The 17,801-nt window shown below is 58.5% G+C and carries 16 protein-coding genes; 11 read left to right on the top strand and 5 right to left on the bottom strand.

The annotated features are described in order from the left end of the window. Positions 1-145: 145 nt before the first annotated feature. From KGB23_RS24090 to KGB23_RS24080, 3 genes are all read right to left on the bottom strand, one after another. On the bottom strand, positions 146-904 hold the full coding sequence (locus KGB23_RS24090) for an alpha/beta hydrolase family protein (protein WP_223432842.1): 759 nt from the start codon (positions 902-904) through the stop codon (positions 146-148). Beyond that, positions 894-2,003 (bottom strand): DUF3182 family protein, encoded by a 1,110-nt coding sequence (locus tag KGB23_RS24085; protein WP_223432841.1) that lies wholly within the window; start codon positions 2,001-2,003, stop codon positions 894-896. Before KGB23_RS24085 ends, KGB23_RS24090 begins: the two co-directional genes overlap by 11 nt. A gap of 303 nt (positions 2,004-2,306) precedes the next feature. Next, positions 2,307-3,299: a GlxA family transcriptional regulator gene (locus tag KGB23_RS24080; protein ID WP_223432840.1), complete on the bottom strand. Its 993-nt coding sequence runs from the start codon at positions 3,297-3,299 to the stop codon at positions 2,307-2,309. 101 nt (positions 3,300-3,400) lie between these two features. On the opposite strand from KGB23_RS24080, the gene KGB23_RS24075 reads away from it, so the two are divergent. From KGB23_RS24075 to KGB23_RS24030, 10 genes are all read left to right on the top strand, one after another. Next, positions 3,401-3,955, top strand: coding sequence for a cysteine hydrolase family protein (locus KGB23_RS24075; RefSeq protein WP_223432839.1), 555 nt, complete (start codon positions 3,401-3,403; stop codon positions 3,953-3,955). Positions 3,956-4,115: 160 nt separating this feature from the next. Beyond that, complete coding sequence (locus tag KGB23_RS24070; RefSeq protein ID WP_150658326.1) at positions 4,116-4,805, top strand: YjfI family protein; 690 nt, start codon at positions 4,116-4,118, stop codon at positions 4,803-4,805. Between the two features lie 24 nt (positions 4,806-4,829). After that, positions 4,830-5,528 carry a PspA/IM30 family protein gene (locus KGB23_RS24065; protein WP_095131456.1) on the top strand — a complete coding sequence of 233 codons (699 nt, stop codon included), beginning with the start codon at positions 4,830-4,832 and terminating at the stop codon, positions 5,526-5,528. 195 nt (positions 5,529-5,723) lie between these two features. Continuing rightward, a complete protein-coding gene (locus KGB23_RS24060; protein ID WP_046047327.1) occupies positions 5,724-6,287 on the top strand; it encodes a rhomboid family intramembrane serine protease in 564 nt (187 codons plus the stop codon). 73 nt (positions 6,288-6,360) lie between these two features. Beyond that, positions 6,361-7,395, top strand: a complete 1,035-nt coding sequence (locus KGB23_RS24055; protein ID WP_223432838.1) for an ion channel — start codon at positions 6,361-6,363, stop codon at positions 7,393-7,395. Beyond that, positions 7,382-8,056: a DUF2491 family protein gene (locus KGB23_RS24050; RefSeq protein WP_223432837.1), complete on the top strand. Its 675-nt coding sequence runs from the start codon at positions 7,382-7,384 to the stop codon at positions 8,054-8,056. The genes KGB23_RS24055 and KGB23_RS24050 overlap by 14 nt, the downstream gene beginning before the upstream one ends. Before the next feature lie 15 nt (positions 8,057-8,071). Next, positions 8,072-8,500, top strand: a complete 429-nt coding sequence (locus KGB23_RS24045) for a DUF350 domain-containing protein (RefSeq protein WP_223432836.1) — start codon at positions 8,072-8,074, stop codon at positions 8,498-8,500. Positions 8,501-8,519: 19 nt separating this feature from the next. Further along, a complete protein-coding gene (locus KGB23_RS24040; RefSeq protein ID WP_223432835.1) occupies positions 8,520-9,245 on the top strand; it encodes a DUF1190 domain-containing protein in 726 nt (241 codons plus the stop codon). A 12-nt stretch (positions 9,246-9,257) separates the two neighbouring features. After that, a complete protein-coding gene (locus KGB23_RS24035) occupies positions 9,258-10,415 on the top strand; it encodes a glutathionylspermidine synthase family protein (protein WP_223432834.1) in 1,158 nt (385 codons plus the stop codon). Positions 10,416-10,523: 108 nt separating this feature from the next. Next, positions 10,524-12,728 (top strand): OsmC domain/YcaO domain-containing protein, encoded by a 2,205-nt coding sequence (locus KGB23_RS24030; RefSeq protein ID WP_223432833.1) that lies wholly within the window; start codon positions 10,524-10,526, stop codon positions 12,726-12,728. Positions 12,729-12,794: 66 nt separating this feature from the next. On the opposite strand, the gene KGB23_RS24025 is transcribed toward KGB23_RS24030, so the two are convergent. Together KGB23_RS24025 and KGB23_RS24020 are read right to left on the bottom strand one after the other, a co-directional pair. After that, positions 12,795-13,322 (bottom strand): single-stranded DNA-binding protein, encoded by a 528-nt coding sequence (locus tag KGB23_RS24025; protein ID WP_056743429.1) that lies wholly within the window; start codon positions 13,320-13,322, stop codon positions 12,795-12,797. A 9-nt stretch (positions 13,323-13,331) separates the two neighbouring features. Then, positions 13,332-14,729 (bottom strand): MFS transporter, encoded by a 1,398-nt coding sequence (locus KGB23_RS24020; protein WP_223432832.1) that lies wholly within the window; start codon positions 14,727-14,729, stop codon positions 13,332-13,334. A gap of 191 nt (positions 14,730-14,920) precedes the next feature. On the opposite strand from KGB23_RS24020, the gene uvrA reads away from it, so the two are divergent. Next, positions 14,921-17,755 (top strand): excinuclease ABC subunit UvrA, encoded by a 2,835-nt coding sequence (gene uvrA, locus KGB23_RS24015; protein WP_033059462.1) that lies wholly within the window; start codon positions 14,921-14,923, stop codon positions 17,753-17,755. Positions 17,756-17,801: the final 46 nt, after the last annotated feature.

Genomic DNA, 17,801 nt, shown 5'->3' with positions numbered 1-17,801 from the left:
GGGCTTCATCTCACATTACAACCATCGCCGTTGCCATTCCGCTTCGAACCACCTGCCGCCTGCGCTGTTTGAGCAGCAAGCGGCTTAATGCTCCTACAGAGCGGTTCAAAAAAACTGAACCACTACACCGCAGGCTGCGATCTTTTTACGTTGCCTGAATAATGCTCAACCGCTCGCCCACCACCATCTCGGTGATCCAGCCCACCAGGATCGAGGTGTACGCCTGTTGCGAAACAGGCTCGCTCAAGGCGTGATCGGCGCCGTCGATAATCCGGTGGGTCAGCGAGTGAGTCTGCTGACACGCAGCGCGGTAACTCATGATGGTTGAGTGAGGCACATAGTCGTCAGTCTCTGATTCGACCAGCAGCACGTCCCCGGTAAATTGCGAACAGGCATGCAGCGCACGATTGCTGTCGGCGCGGACTAACGTGCTGCGGTAATCACGTAAATCGATCTTGTCCAGGTCACGTTTGGGCGTGTGCCATTGATCATCGCGATACAGCGCCGGCACCCGTAGCGCCAGCCAGCGCACCGGACGCAATGACGTCAGGATCGAGGCCAGATAACCGCCATAACTGGTGCCGACCACGGCAATCGCCGATGTATCGAGCGCCGGGTGCGCGAGCAAGCGGTCATACGCCGCCAGCAGGTCGCGCAGGTTGTCTTCGCGCGTCACTCGACTCAGCGCAATACCCCTGCCGCCGGTATGCCCGCGCAAGTCGAACGTCAGGCACACGCAACCCAGACCGGCGATGCCTTTGGCCCGTTCCAGGTCTCGCTCCTGACTGCCGCCCCAACCGTGCACAAAGAGCACGCCGGGAACTTTCGATTTGGGACTGAGAAAAGTCCCGATCATCTGTTCATCGTCGATGTCGATCTGAATGGTTTCGCTTCTAGCCGTCATAGGATTTAACCGTTACGTACTTGAGGAGAAAGTCACTGTTTTGCGCCGGCCCGCGATACACCTCGATGGCGTCCGCCGGCAGCGGCTGGTCGATGTAGGTCTCGACCGACGACACGCGAATCGCGCGCATCCCGGGGTCGTTGACGAAGCTCTGCAAGGCGGCGACTTCGGCGCTGCTGGCACCGCCCATCCGCCAGGATTGCTCGAGCACGCCGCTACGCTGTTTGCCATTACTGTCCACGCCTTGGGCGATGTCGTAGTTGCGCCGCGAAGCGTAGAAACCGGGATAAGCCTCATCCGCGGCACGGTCGAACACTTGTGCCTGGCGGATCGCCAGCTGAACATCGTCCGGCAGTTCCAGTTCGAGCAGATCATCGTAGTGACCCCGCACTACCAGCAGGTTGGACCCTCCATAAACCTGCTCGCCCTGACCGTCTTCGGTCAAGTATTGATCACCGCAATAACTCAGCACCGTGTCGCCGATAAAACTCTGACCGACGCTGTGGGTGATCACGTGGTCCAGGTCCTGCTCCAGCACCACACCTTCGGTGAACAACGTTTTGGCATCGGGTCTGGCGAGGATGGCATCGAACTGGTCGAGACTTTTGATCACTTCCTGACCGCGTCCGGCGCAGGCATGAATCGGCTTGATGCGGATCGGGCCGCTGTAGAGCAGATGCTCCGCCGCAGGACGCGCATCATCCATGGAAAAAACACTGAGGCCGTCGAGCACCACGCTGCGCACGCGTTCGGAAAACAACGGTGACCAACCTTCCGGAGCGTGAGCATCTTTGTTGCGTAATCCGTGGCTGATGGCTTTGGTGCAGATGAAATCATGATCGACATAACCGCCCCACAAATCCTCCGGCCCCTTGACGCCTAATTGCCGGGCGGCAGCGACGCCCACAAGCGTCTGGGTCGGCAACAGATACAGGTCTCGACCGTTGTGCAGTTCCGGGTCGTAACTGCCGCCGTATTTAAGCCCCAGGATCTGTGCCAGCCAACGGGCCAGCGCACGATTGGTTTCCACTTCGTGCAACGGAGCCTCGGGGCGCACGGAATGGGCGACCACCAGTTTCTTGCGATTTGCTGGGGTCATGCGTCCCCCTTCAATCTGCGCTTGTTGAATGTAGTTGAAAGGGTGCAGAGATCAGGCCAAGGGGGGCCGAAGACAAACGTTTTTCAAATCAGCCAGTTGCGAAAAACATGATGGCACCGTGCCTGTTTGATTCTGCACGACAGCCTTCAAGATCCCGGCATTTTGCACGACCGAAGGCTTACACAGATCCAATGTGGGAGCGGGCTTGCTCGCGAATGCAATCTTTCAGTCGACATTAGTGCTGAATGACACACCGTATTCGCGAGCAAGCCCGCTCCCACATTTTGATCTGTTGCGATCTGGCTACCGAGTCACAGCTGAGGGTGTTACCCCAAACCGGGTCCGGTAATCACTCGGCGCCAACCCGGTAATCTTCTTGAACGTCGCCCGAAAGGCACTCGGATCCTGATAACCCACCGTCCAGGCAATGTGATCGATGGTGCCGTTGGTGAACTCGAGCATTTCCCGGGCCTTGCCGACCCGCAGGTGCTGGCAGTACTCGGTGGGTTTAAGCCCGGTTGCGGCGCGAAATCGACGCAGGAACGTGCGTTCTTCCAGCCCTGCCCGCTCGGCCATCGTTGCCAGCGACACATCGGTCGCTCCGGTGCTTTGCAGCCAATGCTGGACCTTGAGAATCGAGGCATCGCCATGGCTGAGTATCGGTGAAAAGTTGCTGCCGCATTCACTCGCGCTGTCGCTGTGTTCCACCACCAGAAACCGCGCGGTGCTGGTGGCGATGCTCGGCCCCAGTAGACGGTTGACCAGACGCAAGCCCAGTTCGGACCAGGCCATCAGCCCGGCAGTGGTGATCAGGTCGCCGTCGTCAACGATGGGTGTGTCGGCCTTGAGCTTGATCGCCGGGTAACGCTCGGCGAAGGTTTTGGCCGAGGTCCAGTGGGTGGTGGCGCTTCGGCCGTCGAGCAGGCCGCTCTCGGCCAACAGAATCGACCCCACGCAAACCCCGCCGAGTGTCGCGCCATTGGCGTGTTGCTGACGCAGCCAGCGAAACAGCGCCTGCGGTGCCTGGCCTTCGGAAAAACCGGCAATCGACGGCGGGATCAACACCGCCACCAACGCGCCGTCCGCAGCGGGATGACTGTCGTAGACCCGCTTGGGCGCCTGATCGCCATCAACCTGCCAATGGCTGACCCGCAACAACGGCAACTGCGCCGCCTGATGCTCGGCGGCAATCCGGTTCGCCACCCCGAACAAGTCCGTCAATCCATGCACCGCCGCCATCTGCGCACCGGGATAGATCAGCACGCCCAGTTCGGCGATTGCCCTTTCTGCGTCCATTGTCAGTTTTCCCCCTTCTATTGTCGGTGCGGCCAATCCTCGGACGGCCTGCCAGACCCAATACTTCATTCCACACCAACAAGCACTTCGAGGAAACAGTCATGGCCAAGCAAGCACTCATCGTAGTCGATATCCAAAACGACTACTTCCCTCAAGGCAAGTGGCCGCTGGTCGGCGCCGATGCCGCGGCGGACAATGCCGTTCGTCTGCTCAAAGCCTTCCGCGATGCGGGTGATTCGGTGGTACACATCCGCCACGAATTCACCTCCGACGAAGCGCCCTTTTTCACTCCGGGCTCCGAGGGCGCAAAGCTGCACCCTAAAGTTCTCAACCGCGCCGACGAACCGGTCGTGCTCAAACACTTCGTCAACTCGTTCCGCGAAACCGAACTACAGTCAATCCTCGACGAGCAAGGCATCAAGGAACTGGTTGTCGTTGGCAGCATGAGCCACATGTGTGTCGACGGCATCACCCGCGCCGCCGCCGATCTTGGCTACAGCGTCACGGTGATTCATGACGCCTGCGCTACCCGTGATCTAGAGTTCAACGGCGTCACCGTTCCGGCAGCCCACGTTCATGCCGCCTTCATGTCGGCCCTGGGTTTTGCCTACGCCAGCGTGGTGTCCACCGACGAATTTCTCGCGGCCAGCCGCTAACGCCCCCTGAACAACTCGATAAACAAAAGGCCCGCCGCGCTTTCGCGTTGCGGGCCTTTGCGTTTCCGGTCGCTAAAAATCTCACGCGTGAGCTATTGAGTGGTGTAAAAAATCACTGTAGTGTTTCTCACGCGTGAGATTTCACAACGGAGTCACCAGTATGAAAAGCCGCTCTCCATCAGGTCCGCCTGCCGAGCCTGATACCGATACCGCAAGCAGCAAGGGAGAGCGCTCGAAACCGTCCGCGAAAAAACCGTCGAGCTTCTACATGAAGCAGATGCGCGCGGGTCTGGGTGCCGCCGGTTATGTGAAACACGAGACTTGGGTGCTTCCCGAAAACCGAAGCCTGCTCAAGCAGATGGAGAAACAGCTACGCCAACCGATCCTGGCTGGCTCATTCATGTCGGAGAATTACATGAGCGCAGGTAACAACTGGAACATCGATCGCCTCTACAGTGCCCTTCAGGCCCTCGACGAAGTGGTTTCGAACGACATCACCCTCTCCCTCGTTCAAGGCTCCGAGTCCAGCATCAAGCTGGAAATGAACGATTTCGGTGGCTTGCCGATTTACATCGCCGTGGTTGGCGATCAGGTCATCGTGGATACCGTTCTGGTTGATGTCGAGTCCATCAACGACGTACCGGCATTCAACGATGCCGTTCTGCGCAGCCGGGAAATGTTCCCGCTGTCCTCGATCGGTATCGAGTCCATGCCCAACGGGCAGATCGTTTACAACATGTTCGGCGCACTGAGTTCCGACTCCAGCCTGACCAACGTCGTGACCGAGGTCAAAACCCTCGTCGACAACGTCCAGCGCGCCAGCGAAGCCTTTGAACGTTTCTTCATCTAATTTTTCGGGAACAGGAAATATCCAATGACTCAGTCCATCTGGAGCAAATTGTTCACCGCGCTGCGTGGCGGTGCCAATGAAGTCGGCGAATCGATCGTCGACCAACAGGCCCTGCGCATCCTCGACCAGGAAATCCGCGACGCTGACAGCGCCCTGGCCAATGCCAAGCGTGAGTTGGTCACCATCATGGCCAAGCACAAGCTGTCGGCTGATCGTGTGGCCGAGTACAACGCCAAGATCAAGGACCTCGAATCCAAGGCCATGGCCGCGATTCAGGCCAACCGCGAAGACTTGGCGCTGGAAGTGGCCGAAGCCATTTCGACCCTGACCAATGAGCTTGATGTCGAGCAAAAGCAGGCCACCGAATTCGGCGGTTACGCGGACAACATGCGCAAAGACATCACCAAGGCCGAAAGCCGCATCAAAAGCCTGCGTCAGCAAGTGGACATGGCCAAGGCCCGCGAAAGCGTACAGAAAGCCCAGGTCAGCGCTTCGATCGCCAGTGGCGGCGCCAACGGCAAGCTGGAAACCGCCGTCGGTACACTGAACCGCCTGCAGGCCAAGCAGCAGCAACGCGCCGCTGAACTGGAAGCCCAGGATCAACTGGCCGATGCATCGACCGGCACTGATCTGGAACGCAAACTGCGCGAAGCCGGCATTACGCCGAACGAAGGCAGCGCCAATGCGATTCTGGAACGCCTGAAGAAAAAATCGGCTGAGTAAGCAACACAGCAGCAGGAAGGGCATTCTTTGCCCTGATGCCGAGCTGCGGAACCTGTGGGAGCGGGCTTGCTCGCGAAGAGGGAGTGTCAGTCGACATCAATGTTGCCTGACACACTGCCTTCGCGAGCAAGCCCGCTCCCACATGGGTTGCGCTTAAGTAACGGGCATTCACGGCCCTTCGAGTCGAGGTCACGGATGGATGCCCTGAAGGGTTTCAAGACAATCGCAGGCGTGGCCATCTTCATGGTTGCGCTGCAACTGCTCAATGTTGCGACCGGCTACAGCCTTACTGCCTTCGGCCTGGTTCCGAGAACACTGCAGGGACTGGTCGGCATCATCACCTCGCCTTTCTTGCACGCGTCCTTTGCACACCTGAGCGCCAACCTGATTCCCTTTTTGATCCTCGGCACGTTGGTCATTGTCGACGGGCTCAATCGCTTCATCGCCGTGAGCGCGATCATCATTGGTCTGGGCGGCTTGCTGGTCTGGCTGTTCGGGTTTTCCGGGATGCACATCGGTGCCAGCGGATGGGTGTTCGGGCTGTGGGCGTACATTCTGTCGCGAGCCTGGTTCCAGCACAGTTGGGGTAACTTGATCACGGCCGCGGTCGTCGCCCTGCTATATGGCGGCCTGGTGTTTGGCTTCCTTCCGCGCCAGGGGGTTTCCTTCGAAGGCCATATCGCCGGTGCATTCGCCGGATTTATTGCAGCCAAGGTACTTCTCTCGGCGCCCGGCAACAGGTTTAATGCCGCCCGGTAAAGGCAATTGAACGCTCAGGGGTTCAGGCCTGCGCATTGCCAGGAACGAGTCATCCCACGGAGACAGGGACGTCATGTCTATTTTTCTTTTATTACGCGTATATGCCTCGTCCTTCTTCCACCGTTTCGGCTGGGCGGGACTGGCGATTGCCTTGGGCATCCACCTGTGTACGGCCTGGCTCGGCCTGGTGCTTCTGGGCGAACAACACCTCACCGCCCCCGCCACATTTACCTATTTCTACCTCACCACCACGCTGACGGTCGGTTACGGCGATCTTGCGCCCCAAACCTCGGCGGGACGGGTTTTCGTGGCTACCTGGGTCATGCTCGGGGGCATTGCGCTGCTGACGGCAGCCATCGGCAAAACCACCAGCAGCGTCATTGATGTATGGAGAAAAAGCATGAAGGGCAAAGGTGATTTCACCGGCAAGGTCGGTCACACCGTTCTCATCGGCTGGGAAGGTGCGTCCAGCGAGCGAGTCATTGAATTACTGCTGCAGGACGAAACGTCCAATGACAACTTGATCGTTATTTGCGATTGCGACCTCGAAGAAAACCCCATGCCGGGCAAAGCAGATTTTATCAAAGGCGAAAGTCTGTCCTCTGCCGCACTTTTGCTGCGTGCCGGCGTTCCCGGTGCCGAGCGCGTCCTGGTGAGAACCCATTCAGACGATCTGTCCCTGGCCACCGTGCTGGCGATCAATCAACTGAGCCCTGTCGGGCATGTGGTCGCCCACTTCAATGACAGTGAAATCGCCGCGCTCGCCAGCGCCTACGCGCCCAGTCTGGAGTGCACCTCAAGCATGGCCATCGAGATGTTGGTGCGCGCCTCTCAGGATCCGGGCTCGTCAGTAGTCATTAATGAATTGCTGTGCGTGGGTCAAGGCGCCACCCAGTACCTGATGAAACTGCCCGAGGCTTTTGAAGCAACATTCGGCGATTTGTATGCACAGATGAAAGAGCATCACAACGCGACCCTTATCGGTTACCGCGCCAAAGGCGCCCGACAGCCTTCGATCAACCCGCCCGGCGCCACTCGTGTTGAGGGCGGCGAACTCTTCTACATCGCCTCCACTCGCCTCAAGGAAATCACCAATGGGATGGTTTAAACAGTTGATGGGGCTTGAGGCCCCGAAAGCGAATACGGAATCGAAATGGACAGCCAACGAAACCCTGCCCGCCATCGGTCCGCTGGGCCTGGCATTGGGTAAAGAGGTGATGTTCGACACCACGCTGAAGTTGTTGCTCGACGGTAACACCACAGTGGTAATCCCTGGCGCCCAACAGATCTGGAGCGCTGGCACTGTTGATCTCGGGCAGTCGACCTGGCTGTCACGCTATTACATGAACGACGAAGACTACTGGCTGCAAGTGCACACCACCGGCGACATCGCCGGACAGGTCGAGTCGGTGATCCTGTTCAATTACCTCAGTTACGTCACCATCAACAGTGAAGCGGAGTTGCGCCGACTGGCCGGCCCTCAGAGCCTGATCGGGCTGCCGACCTACAACCACAACGGTGTCGAGTACACCCGCGAATGGGGCACCGAGGCAGGCCAGACGGAACTGGTGGCGTTGAGCGAACGCCTGAGCAATCCGAATGAGTCCTACCGCATCGAGCACCGTTCGATGCTGTACGCCCGCGAAACCGGCCTGACCGATCGCCGTGAATTCCTGCTGTTTTCCGTCGAAGAAGACGCCGAAGGCACCATCAGCTTGAGCACTTCGCTGGGCATTTCGCTGTACACCACTGACCTGAACACTTTTTAAACAAGGAAGAAGTCCATGCTTGAAGCGCTCTCCATCTCCCTGAACAAAGCCGCCGTGCTCGGGTTTGTTTCGTACATCCTCGGTGCCGCCGTATTGTTCGCGCTGTTTCAATTCATCTACACCCGAATCACCCCGCACAAAGAGTTCGAACTGATCCGCTCTGGCAACGTTGCGGCCTCAATCGCACTGGGGGGCGCCATCATCGGTTTCGCCATTCCAGCCAGCAATGTGATTGCCTACTCGATCAGCATTCTGGACTTCGTCGTCTGGGCAGTGATCGCCGCTTTCGTACAACTGCTGGCTTTCCTGGTGACCAGCCTGGTGCTTAAAGGCGCCTCTGAACGCATTAAAAAGGGTGAAATCGCCGCGGGTATCTATATCGCGGCAGTGGCCATTAGCGTCGGCATGCTGAACGCCGCGTGCATGACCCCTTCCCCGAACTGATTGCGCCACGGAGATTCCGATGAAACGAAGCAAGTACGTTCAGCTCTCACTGGCCGCATCGGTCGCAATGGCGATCTCTGGCTGCGGGGCGACGGAAGAAACCTACGAGATACACAAAAAGTACAACTTTCAGTCCGTTCAGCAGTGCGCCGATGAAAAGCTCCCGGTCGATATCTGTTCTGATGCCTACATGAAGGCCATGACTCAGCATCGAAGCATTGCGCCGGTGTATGACAACAAGGCCGATTGCGACGCCGACTTCGTTGCCGACTGGTGCCAGCAGGATTCCGCCGGCAAATTCATCCCCAAGCTCGGCGGTTTCGAGCTGAGCGCCGATGGCGAGGTCACGCAAGCCGAAGTGGACGCGGCCAAGGCCAAACTGCCCGCGTCGGAAGCGAACGCCGCAGGCTCGGGCTTCTCCGGCAGTAGCCTGCTGACGGGACTCCTGATCGGCAACATGCTCAGCAACAACCGCAACAGTTACTACTCCGAACCGGTCTACCGCTATCGCGATGATCGCGGCAGCTATTCGTCCTCGACACTCAGCCAACGGGTCTCGTCAGGCTCGACCTTCAACAGGTCCAACCAGGCACGCTACGGTAGTAGCAGTTACACCGACAACATCACCCGCAGCAAGCCGGTGTCCGTTGCATCGTCCACCTCCCGTGGCGGCTTCGGCAGCCAAGCCAGCGCACGCAGTGGCTGGGGTGGATCGAGCAAGAGTTCTGGCGGTTCGAGCAGCTAAGGGAACAGAGCCATGAAGAAAATCCTCTGCGCAGAGCGTCATGACTGGAAACAGACCGCCGAAAGTCTCGGCTTTCTGTTCCATACCATCGACGACGAACCCTATTGGGACGAGAGCGCGTATTACCAATTCACGCTCAAGCAAATCGAAAACGATCTGGAAGACCCGACCACCGGGCTTCATGACATGTGCATGGACCTGGTGGCTCGCGTGGTGCAGAGCGAGGAATTGCTGGAGCGACTGAGCATTCCCGAGCCGTTTTTCGACCTGGTTCGCACTTCATGGCTCGAAGGCCATCCGCACCTGTATGGTCGGATGGATTTCTCTTACAACGGCACCGGGCCGGCCAAGTTGCTGGAGCTCAACTACGACACGCCGACCAGCCTCTATGAGGCCGCCGCGTTCCAATGGGGCTGGCTGGAACAATGCATCGAACGTGGCCTGCTGCCCAAGCACGCCGACCAGTTCAATAGCATCGACACCAGACTGCATCAGGCCTTCGCTCAACTGCAGCTCACACAGCCGTTCTATTTCGCCTCGATGAAAGACTCGGTCGAGGACAAGGGCACCACCGATTACCTGCGCCTGATTGCCGAAAAAGTCGGAATAGAATCACGCCACATCGACATCGAAGACATCGGCCTCACCACTGACGGACGCTTCGTCGATCTGGAAGATCGCTGGATTCCTCACCTGTTCAAACTGCACGCCTGGGAGTTCATCTTCCACGAACCGTTCGGCGCAGCGATTGCCCAGAGCGATACGCAATTTTTCGAGCCGGCCTGGAAATCGATCATCTCCAACAAGGGCATCCTGCCGCTGCTGTGGGAGTTCAACAAAGGTCACCCGAATCTGCTCGCGGCGCACCTGGATACCGACCCGGGCAAAGCGGTACCCAAAGGTTGGGTGCGCAAACCGTTTTTTTCTCGAGAAGGCGCCAACATCGAACTGCAAACTGCTGACGGTCTGATCGTGAAAGAGGACGGCCCCTACACCGACGCACCTTTTATCCTTCAGGAGCTCGCCCCGCTGCCGAAGTTTGGCGACAGCTTTACGCTGATTGGCTCTTGGGTGATCGGCGACCAGGCAGCAGGGATCGGCGTGCGGGAAGACAACAGTTTGATCACCAAGGATTCGAGCCGGTTTTTGCCGCACCTGATACTCGACTGATCCATCCATCGCCGGTGTGGACATAAGTACGATGCCCGCAAGACTTACGGCTGAAATACCGGATAATGGCGGCCAAATCGTCTAGCCCGTTATTCTGGTAATCCCCCCATGGAAATCAAGGTCAACTTTCTCGACAACCTTCGACTTGAAGCCAAGTTCGACGACTTCACGGTGGTGGCCGATCAACCTATCCGCTACAAGGGCGATGGCTCGGCACCGGGTCCGTTCGACTACTTCCTGGCTTCGTCGGCGTTGTGTGCGGCTTATTTCGTGAAGCTGTACTGCGACACTCGCAGTATTCCCACCGAAAACATTCGCCTGTCGCAGAACAACATTGTTGATCCGGAAAACCGCTACAACCAGATTTTCAAGATCCAGGTCGAGCTACCAGCGGACATCTCCGACAAGGACCGCCAGGGCATCCTGCGTTCCATCGACCGGTGTACCGTGAAAAAAGTGGTGCAAGCCGGGCCTGAGTTTGTGATCGAAGAGGTGGAAAACCTCGACGCCGATGCCCAGGCGTTGTTGATGCCCGCTTCTAATTCAGAGGCGCACACCTATATCGCGGGCAAGGACCTGCCGCTGGAGCAAACCATCGCCAATATGTCGGCCATTCTGGCTGACCTGGGCATGAAGATTGAAATCGCTTCGTGGCGCAATATCGTGCCCAATGTGTGGTCGCTGCATATCCGCGATGCGCACTCGCCGATGTGCTTTACCAACGGCAAGGGTACGACCAAGGAAGGCGCGCTGGCGTCGGCGTTGGGCGAGTTTATCGAGCGACTCAACTGCAACTTCTTCTACAACGATCAGTTCTGGGGCGAAGAGATCGCCAACGCGCCGTTTGTGCATTACCCGGACGAACGCTGGTTCAAGCCTGGCCGTAAAGATGAACTGCCGGCCGAAATCCTCGACGCGTACTGCCTGAAGATTTACAACCGCGACGGCGAGTTGCGTGGCTCCCACCTGATCGACACCAACTCGGGCAATGAAGAGCGCGGCATCTGCTCGCTGCCATACGTGCGCCAGTCGGACGGCGAAGTGGTGTATTTCCCGTCCAACCTGATTGAAAACCTGTTCCTGAGCAACGGCATGAGTGCCGGCAACACGCTGGCCGAAGCCCAGGTGCAATGCCTGTCGGAGATCTTCGAGCGTGCGGTAAAACGCGAAATCATCGAAGGTGAATTTGCACTGCCGGATGTGCCCGCCGATGTGCTGGCGAAGTACCCCGGGATCCTGGCCGGTATTCAGGCGCTGGAAGAGCAAGGGTTCCCCGTATTGGTGAAGGATGCATCCCTGGGCGGTGAATTCCCGGTGATGTGCGTCACGTTGATGAACCCGCGTACCGGCGGTGTGTTCGCCTCGTTCGGCGCGCACCCGAGCCTGGAAGTGGCGCTGGAGCGCAGCCTGACCGAACTGCTCCAGGGCCGCAGCTTCGAAGGCCTCAACGACTTGCCCCAGCCGACGTTTGAAGGCCATGCGGTGACCGAGCCGAATAACTTCGTCGAGCACTTCATCGATTCCAGCGGCGTGGTGTCGTGGCGCTTCTTCAGCTCCAAGTCCGATTACGAATTCGTGGAGTGGGACTTCTCCGGCCAGGGTGAAAACTCGAATGCCGAAGAAGCCGCGACCTTGTTCGGCATTCTCGAAGGCATGGGCAAGGAAGTGTACATGGCAGTCTACGAGCATATCGGCGCGACGGCATGCCGCATCCTGGTGCCGGACTATTCGGAAATCTATCCCGTGGACGACCTGATCTGGGATAACACCAACAAAGCGCTTTTCTTCCGCGCCGATATCCTGAACCTGCATCGCCTGGACGACGACGAACTGCAAGCGCTGGTTGAGCGCCTGGTGGAAAGTGAGCTGGATGACTACACCGACATCACCTCCCTGATCGGCATCGAATTTGACGACAATACGGCCTGGGGTCAGCTGACGATCCTGGAGTTGAAGCTGCTGATTTATCTCGCCTTGCAGCAATTTGAAGAGGCGAAAGAGGCAGTGGAGATGTTCCTGCAGTACAACGACAACACGGTTGAGCGCGGCTTGTTCTACCAGGCCGTCAACGCGGTGCTGGAGATGAAGCTGGACGAAGACCTGGAACTGGAAGACTACGAGGCCAATTTCCGCCGGATGTTTGGCAACGAACGAATGGATGCAGTGATCGGCTCGGTCGATGGCAGCGTGCGCTTCCATGGTTTGACGCCGACCAGCATCAAACTGGAAGGGCTCGATAGACACCTGCGCCTGATCGATAGCTACAAGAAACTGCACTCGGCACGGGCCAATGTGACCGCGTTATCCAGTTAATAGCGCCAACAAAAAAGCGAAGCCAGATGGCTTCGCTTTTTTTGTTACTGACTGGATAGCTGCTTTTTAGAACGGGATATCGTCATCAAAGCTGTCGAAATCCGGAGCCGGTTGCGGAGCGGCCTGCTGCTGTGGAGCCGGACGCGACTGTTGCGGTGCTGCCGACTGCTGTGGACGCGGAGCCTGTTGGCGTGGGGCCGGGGCGGACTGCTGGTAGTTATTGCCCCCGCCTTGTTGGTCGCCCTGCTGTGGACGGCCGCCCAGCAGTTGCATGGTGCCTTGCATGTCGACCACGATTTCAGTGGTGTAACGCTTGATACCGTCTTTTTCCCACTCGCGGGTCTGCAGCTTGCCTTCGATGTAGACCTGCGAACCTTTACGCAGGTACTCGCCGGCGATCTCGGCAACTTTGCCGAACATCGACACACGGTGCCATTCGGTTTTCTCGACCTTCTGACCGGTTTGCTTGTCGGTCCACTGTTCGCTGGTCGCCAGACTCAGGTTGGTCACGGCGTTACCGTTAGGCAAGTAGCGAACTTCGGGATCCTGGCCGCAAGTGCCGACCAATATGACTTTGTTAACCCCACGGGCCATAACGTTCTCCTAGGCTACGCACGCTGCCCCGGCCGGGTTGTTCACCAGGCGCTCAAGGGTGGTGCGATCCAATAGTTCTGTGTCCAATTTGATGTAAATCGCCGCTTCATCAGCAACGATCACCGCATCTGTTACCCCTACGACGGCCTTCAGGCGCTCGACCAGACCCGCTTCGCGGATCGCCTCGGGCGACAACGGCAAGCGCAGGCTCGTCACGTAGGGTGGTTCGCGCATGGTAACAGCAAAGGCCAGCCAGAGGGCAGCCAGACCGGCGCATCCAAGGAACACAACCGACAGACCGCCATGCTGGAACAACCAGCCGCCGAGGATCCCGCCCAGTGCCGAACCGAGGAACTGACTGGTGGAATAAACCCCCATCGCCGTGCCTTTGCCGCCTGCTGGTGAAACCTTGCTGATCAGCGATGGCAACGAAGCTTCCAGCAGATTGAACGCAGTGAAGAACACCACCGTCCCGATCACCAGAGCCCGCAAGCTATCGCCGAACTGCCAGAAGAATAGCTCAGTGAGCATCAGCGTCGCGACGGCGCCGAGTAAAACTCGTTTCATTTTGCGTTTCTTCTCGCCGTAGATAATGAACGGGATCATGGCGAAGAAGGAAATCAGCAGCGCAGTGAGGTAGACCCACCAGTGCTGCTCTTTAGGCAACCCGGCTTTTTCGACCAGCGCCAGCGGCAATGCAACGAAGCTCGACATCAACATCGCGTGCAACACAAAAATGCCCAGGTCCAGACGCAGCAGGTCTGGATGCTTGAGCGTCGGGATCAGCGCCTGGCGCGCAACGCCGGATTCGCGGTGCTGCAACGGTCCAGTTGAGCGAGGCACCATGAACATCACGATCACGATGCCGAACAGCGCCATGCCACCCGTGGCGAGGAACAACCCGGACAGGCCAAAGGCGCGGGTCAGCAACGGTCCTACAACCATCGCGACAGCGAACGACAGACCGATCGTCATGCCGATCATGGCCATGGCTTTGGTCCGATGCTGTTCGCGGGTCAGGTCTGACAGCAACGCCATCACCGCCGCGGAAATCGCCCCGGCGCCTTGCAGGATTCGTCCGGCAATCACGCCCCAGATCGAGTCGGCATTGGCCGCCAGCACGCTACCGAGGGCGAAGACGATCAGCCCCAGGTAAATCACCGGACGACGACCGATCCGGTCGGAAATAAAGCCGAAGGGAATTTGAAAGATCGCCTGGGTCAGGCCGTAAGCGCCAATCGCCAGCCCGATGAGGGCCGGGGTCGCTCCTGCCAGATCCATCCCATAGGTCGCCAGTACCGGCAACACCATGAACATGCCAAGCATACGGAAGGCGAACACCAGGGCCAGACCGCTTGCTGCGCGGGTCTCACTGCCACTCATGCGTTCGCTGTGGGGATCGTGCATGGAAAAACCTCATGTGAACCGGCGGCGATTCTACCAGTCCCATCGATTGACGGGGTATATCGCGACGCTTTGACGCGCTCTGCTGACAGACTCTTCATGTAAGGCTGCAACCCGCTCATTCGATAGTGTGCATCCATCCAGTATTTGGCCGTATACTCCTACGTTTTCGACGCCCGCCGAGCGAGGCCACTTTGGACAAGATCCTGATTCGTGGGGCCCGAACCCACAACCTGAAGAACATCGACCTGACCCTGCCCAGGGACAAACTGATTGTCATCACCGGCCTGTCCGGCTCCGGAAAATCATCCCTGGCATTCGACACGCTGTACGCCGAAGGCCAGCGCCGCTACGTCGAATCGCTGTCGGCCTACGCGCGGCAATTTTTGTCGATGATGGAAAAGCCTGACGTCGACACCATCGAAGGTTTGTCGCCAGCCATTTCCATCGAGCAGAAATCGACCTCGCACAACCCGCGTTCGACGGTCGGCACCATCACCGAAATCTACGACTATCTGCGCCTGCTTTACGCTCGCGTGGGTATTCCGCGTTGCCCGGATCACGATATTCCGCTGGAAGCCCAGACCGTCAGCCAGATGGTCGACCTGGTCCTCGCCCAACCGGAGGGCAGCAAGCTTATGCTGCTGGCCCCGGTCATCCGCGAGCGTAAAGGCGAACACCTTTCAGTCTTCGAAGAACTGCGCGCCCAAGGCTTTGTGCGGGCCCGGGTCAACGGCCGGCTCTGCGAGCTGGACGAGTTGCCTAAGCTGGACAAGCAGAAGAAGCACTCCATCGATGTGGTGGTCGACCGCTTCAAGGTGCGCGCCGACCTGCAACAGCGTTTGGCCGAATCGTTCGAGACCGCTTTGAAGCTCGCGGACGGCATCGCCCTGGTAGCGCCTATGGACGACGAGCCCGGCGAAGAAATCATCTTCTCCGCGCGCTTCGCCTGCCCGATCTGCGGCCATGCCATCAGCGAGCTGGAACCCAAGCTGTTCTCCTTCAACAACCCGGCCGGCGCTTGCCCGACGTGCGATGGCCTGGGTGTTAAGCAGTTCTTCGACATCAAGCGATTGGTCAATGGTGAACTGACGCTCGCGGAAGGCGCGATTCGTGGCTGGGACCGGCGAAATGTCTATTATTTCCAGATGCTCGGCTCGTTGGCTTCACACTACAAGTTCAGCCTGGAAGTGCCATTCAACGAACTGACGGCCGATCAGCAGAAGTTCATCCTGCACGGCAGCGGGTCGCAAAACGTAGACTTCAAATACCTGAACGACCGCGGCGACATCGTCAAACGTTCGCACCCGTTCGAAGGCATCGTGCCGAATCTGGACCGTCGCTACCGTGAAACCGAGTCCGCCTCGGTGCGTGAAGAGCTGGCCAAGTTCCTCAGCACCCAGCCTTGCCCGGATTGCCGTGGTACTCGCCTGCGTCGTGAGGCGCGGCATGTGTGGGTTGGCGAGAAGACGCTGCCGGCGGTGACCAATCTGCCGATTGGCGATGCCTGTGAATATTTCGGCGTGCTGAAACTCACCGGCCGCCGTGGCGAAATTGCCGACAAGATTCTCAAGGAAATTCGCGAGCGACTGCAGTTCCTGGTCAACGTTGGCCTGGACTATTTGTCGCTGGATCGCAGTGCGGACACGTTGTCCGGTGGTGAAGCGCAGCGTATCCGTCTGGCCAGCCAGATCGGCGCTGGACTGGTGGGCGTTCTGTACATCCTCGACGAACCGTCGATTGGTTTGCACCAACGGGACAATGATCGATTGCTCGGTACGCTCAAGCACTTGCGGGACATCGGTAATACGGTGATTGTGGTCGAGCACGACGAAGATGCGATTCGCCTGGCTGACTATGTGGTGGATATCGGTCCGGGCGCAGGTGTACACGGCGGACACATTGTCGCCGAAGGTACGCCCGCCGAAGTCATGGCTCATCCAGATTCGTTGACCGGCAAGTACTTGTCGGGCCGGGTGAAGATTGCAGTCCCGGCCAAACGCACACCGCGCAACAAGAAGTTGTCGCTGTCCCTCAAGGGCGCTCGTGGCAACAACTTGCGCGATGTCGATCTGGACATTCCGATCGGCCTGCTGACCTGCGTGACCGGCGTGTCCGGCTCGGGCAAGTCGACGCTGATCAACAACACCTTGTTCCCGCTTAGCGCTACGGCATTGAACGGTGCGACGACGCTCGAAGCGGCCGCTCACGACAGCATCAAAGGTCTGGAGCATCTGGATAAGGTTGTCGACATCGACCAGAGCCCGATCGGTCGAACACCACGCTCCAACCCTGCGACCTACACCGGATTGTTCACACCGATTCGCGAACTGTTCGCCGGTGTGCCGGAGTCCCGCTCCCGCGGTTATGGTCCTGGGCGCTTCTCCTTCAACGTGAAGGGCGGACGTTGCGAAGCGTGTCAGGGTGATGGCCTGATCAAGGTAGAGATGCACTTCCTGCCGGACATCTATGTCCCGTGCGACGTCTGCAAGAGCAAGCGCTACAACCGCGAGACTCTGGAGATCAAGTACAAGGGCAAGAGCATCCACGAAACCCTCGAGATGACGATCGAAGAAGCGCGGGTGTTCTTCGACGCGGTTCCGGCCCTGGCGCGCAAGCTTCAGACGCTGATGGATGTCGGCCTGTCGTACATCAAGCTCGGGCAGTCAGCGACCACGCTGTCGGGTGGTGAAGCCCAACGGGTGAAGCTGTCCCGTGAACTGTCCAAGCGCGACACCGGCAAGACGCTGTATATCCTCGATGAGCCGACGACCGGCTTGCACTTCGCGGACATTCAGCAGCTGCTCGACGTACTGCATCGATTGCGCGACCACGGCAATACCGTGGTGGTGATCGAACACAACCTTGATGTAATCAAAACAGCCGACTGGCTGGTGGACCTCGGGCCGGAAGGCGGTTCCAAGGGCGGCCAGATCATCGCCGTCGGTACGCCGGAAGAAGTGTCAGAGATGAAGCAATCTCACACCGGCTTCTACCTCAAGCCGCTGCTGGCTCGCGACAAGGCCTGAATCACGGCCATGAAAAAGCCCCTGTCACTTTCTCGGTGACAGGGGC

It is taken from the genome of Pseudomonas sp. GL-B-26 (assembly GCF_019947405.1).
In the GTDB taxonomy this organism is placed as follows: Bacteria; Pseudomonadota; Gammaproteobacteria; order Pseudomonadales; family Pseudomonadaceae; genus Aquipseudomonas.
This window is presented reverse-complemented; position numbering and strand designations above follow the sequence as displayed.

Coding starts and splice junctions, on each gene's coding strand:
- KGB23_RS24090 (WP_223432842.1), bottom strand. CDS start 904: ATGACGGCTAGAAGCGAAACCATTCAGATCGACATCGACGATGAACAG.
- KGB23_RS24085 (WP_223432841.1), bottom strand. CDS start 2,003: ATGACCCCAGCAAATCGCAAGAAACTGGTGGTCGCCCATTCCGTGCGC.
- KGB23_RS24080 (WP_223432840.1), bottom strand. CDS start 3,299: ATGGACGCAGAAAGGGCAATCGCCGAACTGGGCGTGCTGATCTATCCC.
- KGB23_RS24075 (WP_223432839.1), top strand. CDS start 3,401: ATGGCCAAGCAAGCACTCATCGTAGTCGATATCCAAAACGACTACTTC.
- KGB23_RS24070 (WP_150658326.1), top strand. CDS start 4,116: ATGAAAAGCCGCTCTCCATCAGGTCCGCCTGCCGAGCCTGATACCGAT.
- KGB23_RS24065 (WP_095131456.1), top strand. CDS start 4,830: ATGACTCAGTCCATCTGGAGCAAATTGTTCACCGCGCTGCGTGGCGGT.
- KGB23_RS24060 (WP_046047327.1), top strand. CDS start 5,724: ATGGATGCCCTGAAGGGTTTCAAGACAATCGCAGGCGTGGCCATCTTC.
- KGB23_RS24055 (WP_223432838.1), top strand. CDS start 6,361: ATGTCTATTTTTCTTTTATTACGCGTATATGCCTCGTCCTTCTTCCAC.
- KGB23_RS24050 (WP_223432837.1), top strand. CDS start 7,382: ATGGGATGGTTTAAACAGTTGATGGGGCTTGAGGCCCCGAAAGCGAAT.
- KGB23_RS24045 (WP_223432836.1), top strand. CDS start 8,072: ATGCTTGAAGCGCTCTCCATCTCCCTGAACAAAGCCGCCGTGCTCGGG.
- KGB23_RS24040 (WP_223432835.1), top strand. CDS start 8,520: ATGAAACGAAGCAAGTACGTTCAGCTCTCACTGGCCGCATCGGTCGCA.
- KGB23_RS24035 (WP_223432834.1), top strand. CDS start 9,258: ATGAAGAAAATCCTCTGCGCAGAGCGTCATGACTGGAAACAGACCGCC.
- KGB23_RS24030 (WP_223432833.1), top strand. CDS start 10,524: ATGGAAATCAAGGTCAACTTTCTCGACAACCTTCGACTTGAAGCCAAG.
- KGB23_RS24025 (WP_056743429.1), bottom strand. CDS start 13,322: ATGGCCCGTGGGGTTAACAAAGTCATATTGGTCGGCACTTGCGGCCAG.
- KGB23_RS24020 (WP_223432832.1), bottom strand. CDS start 14,729: ATGCACGATCCCCACAGCGAACGCATGAGTGGCAGTGAGACCCGCGCA.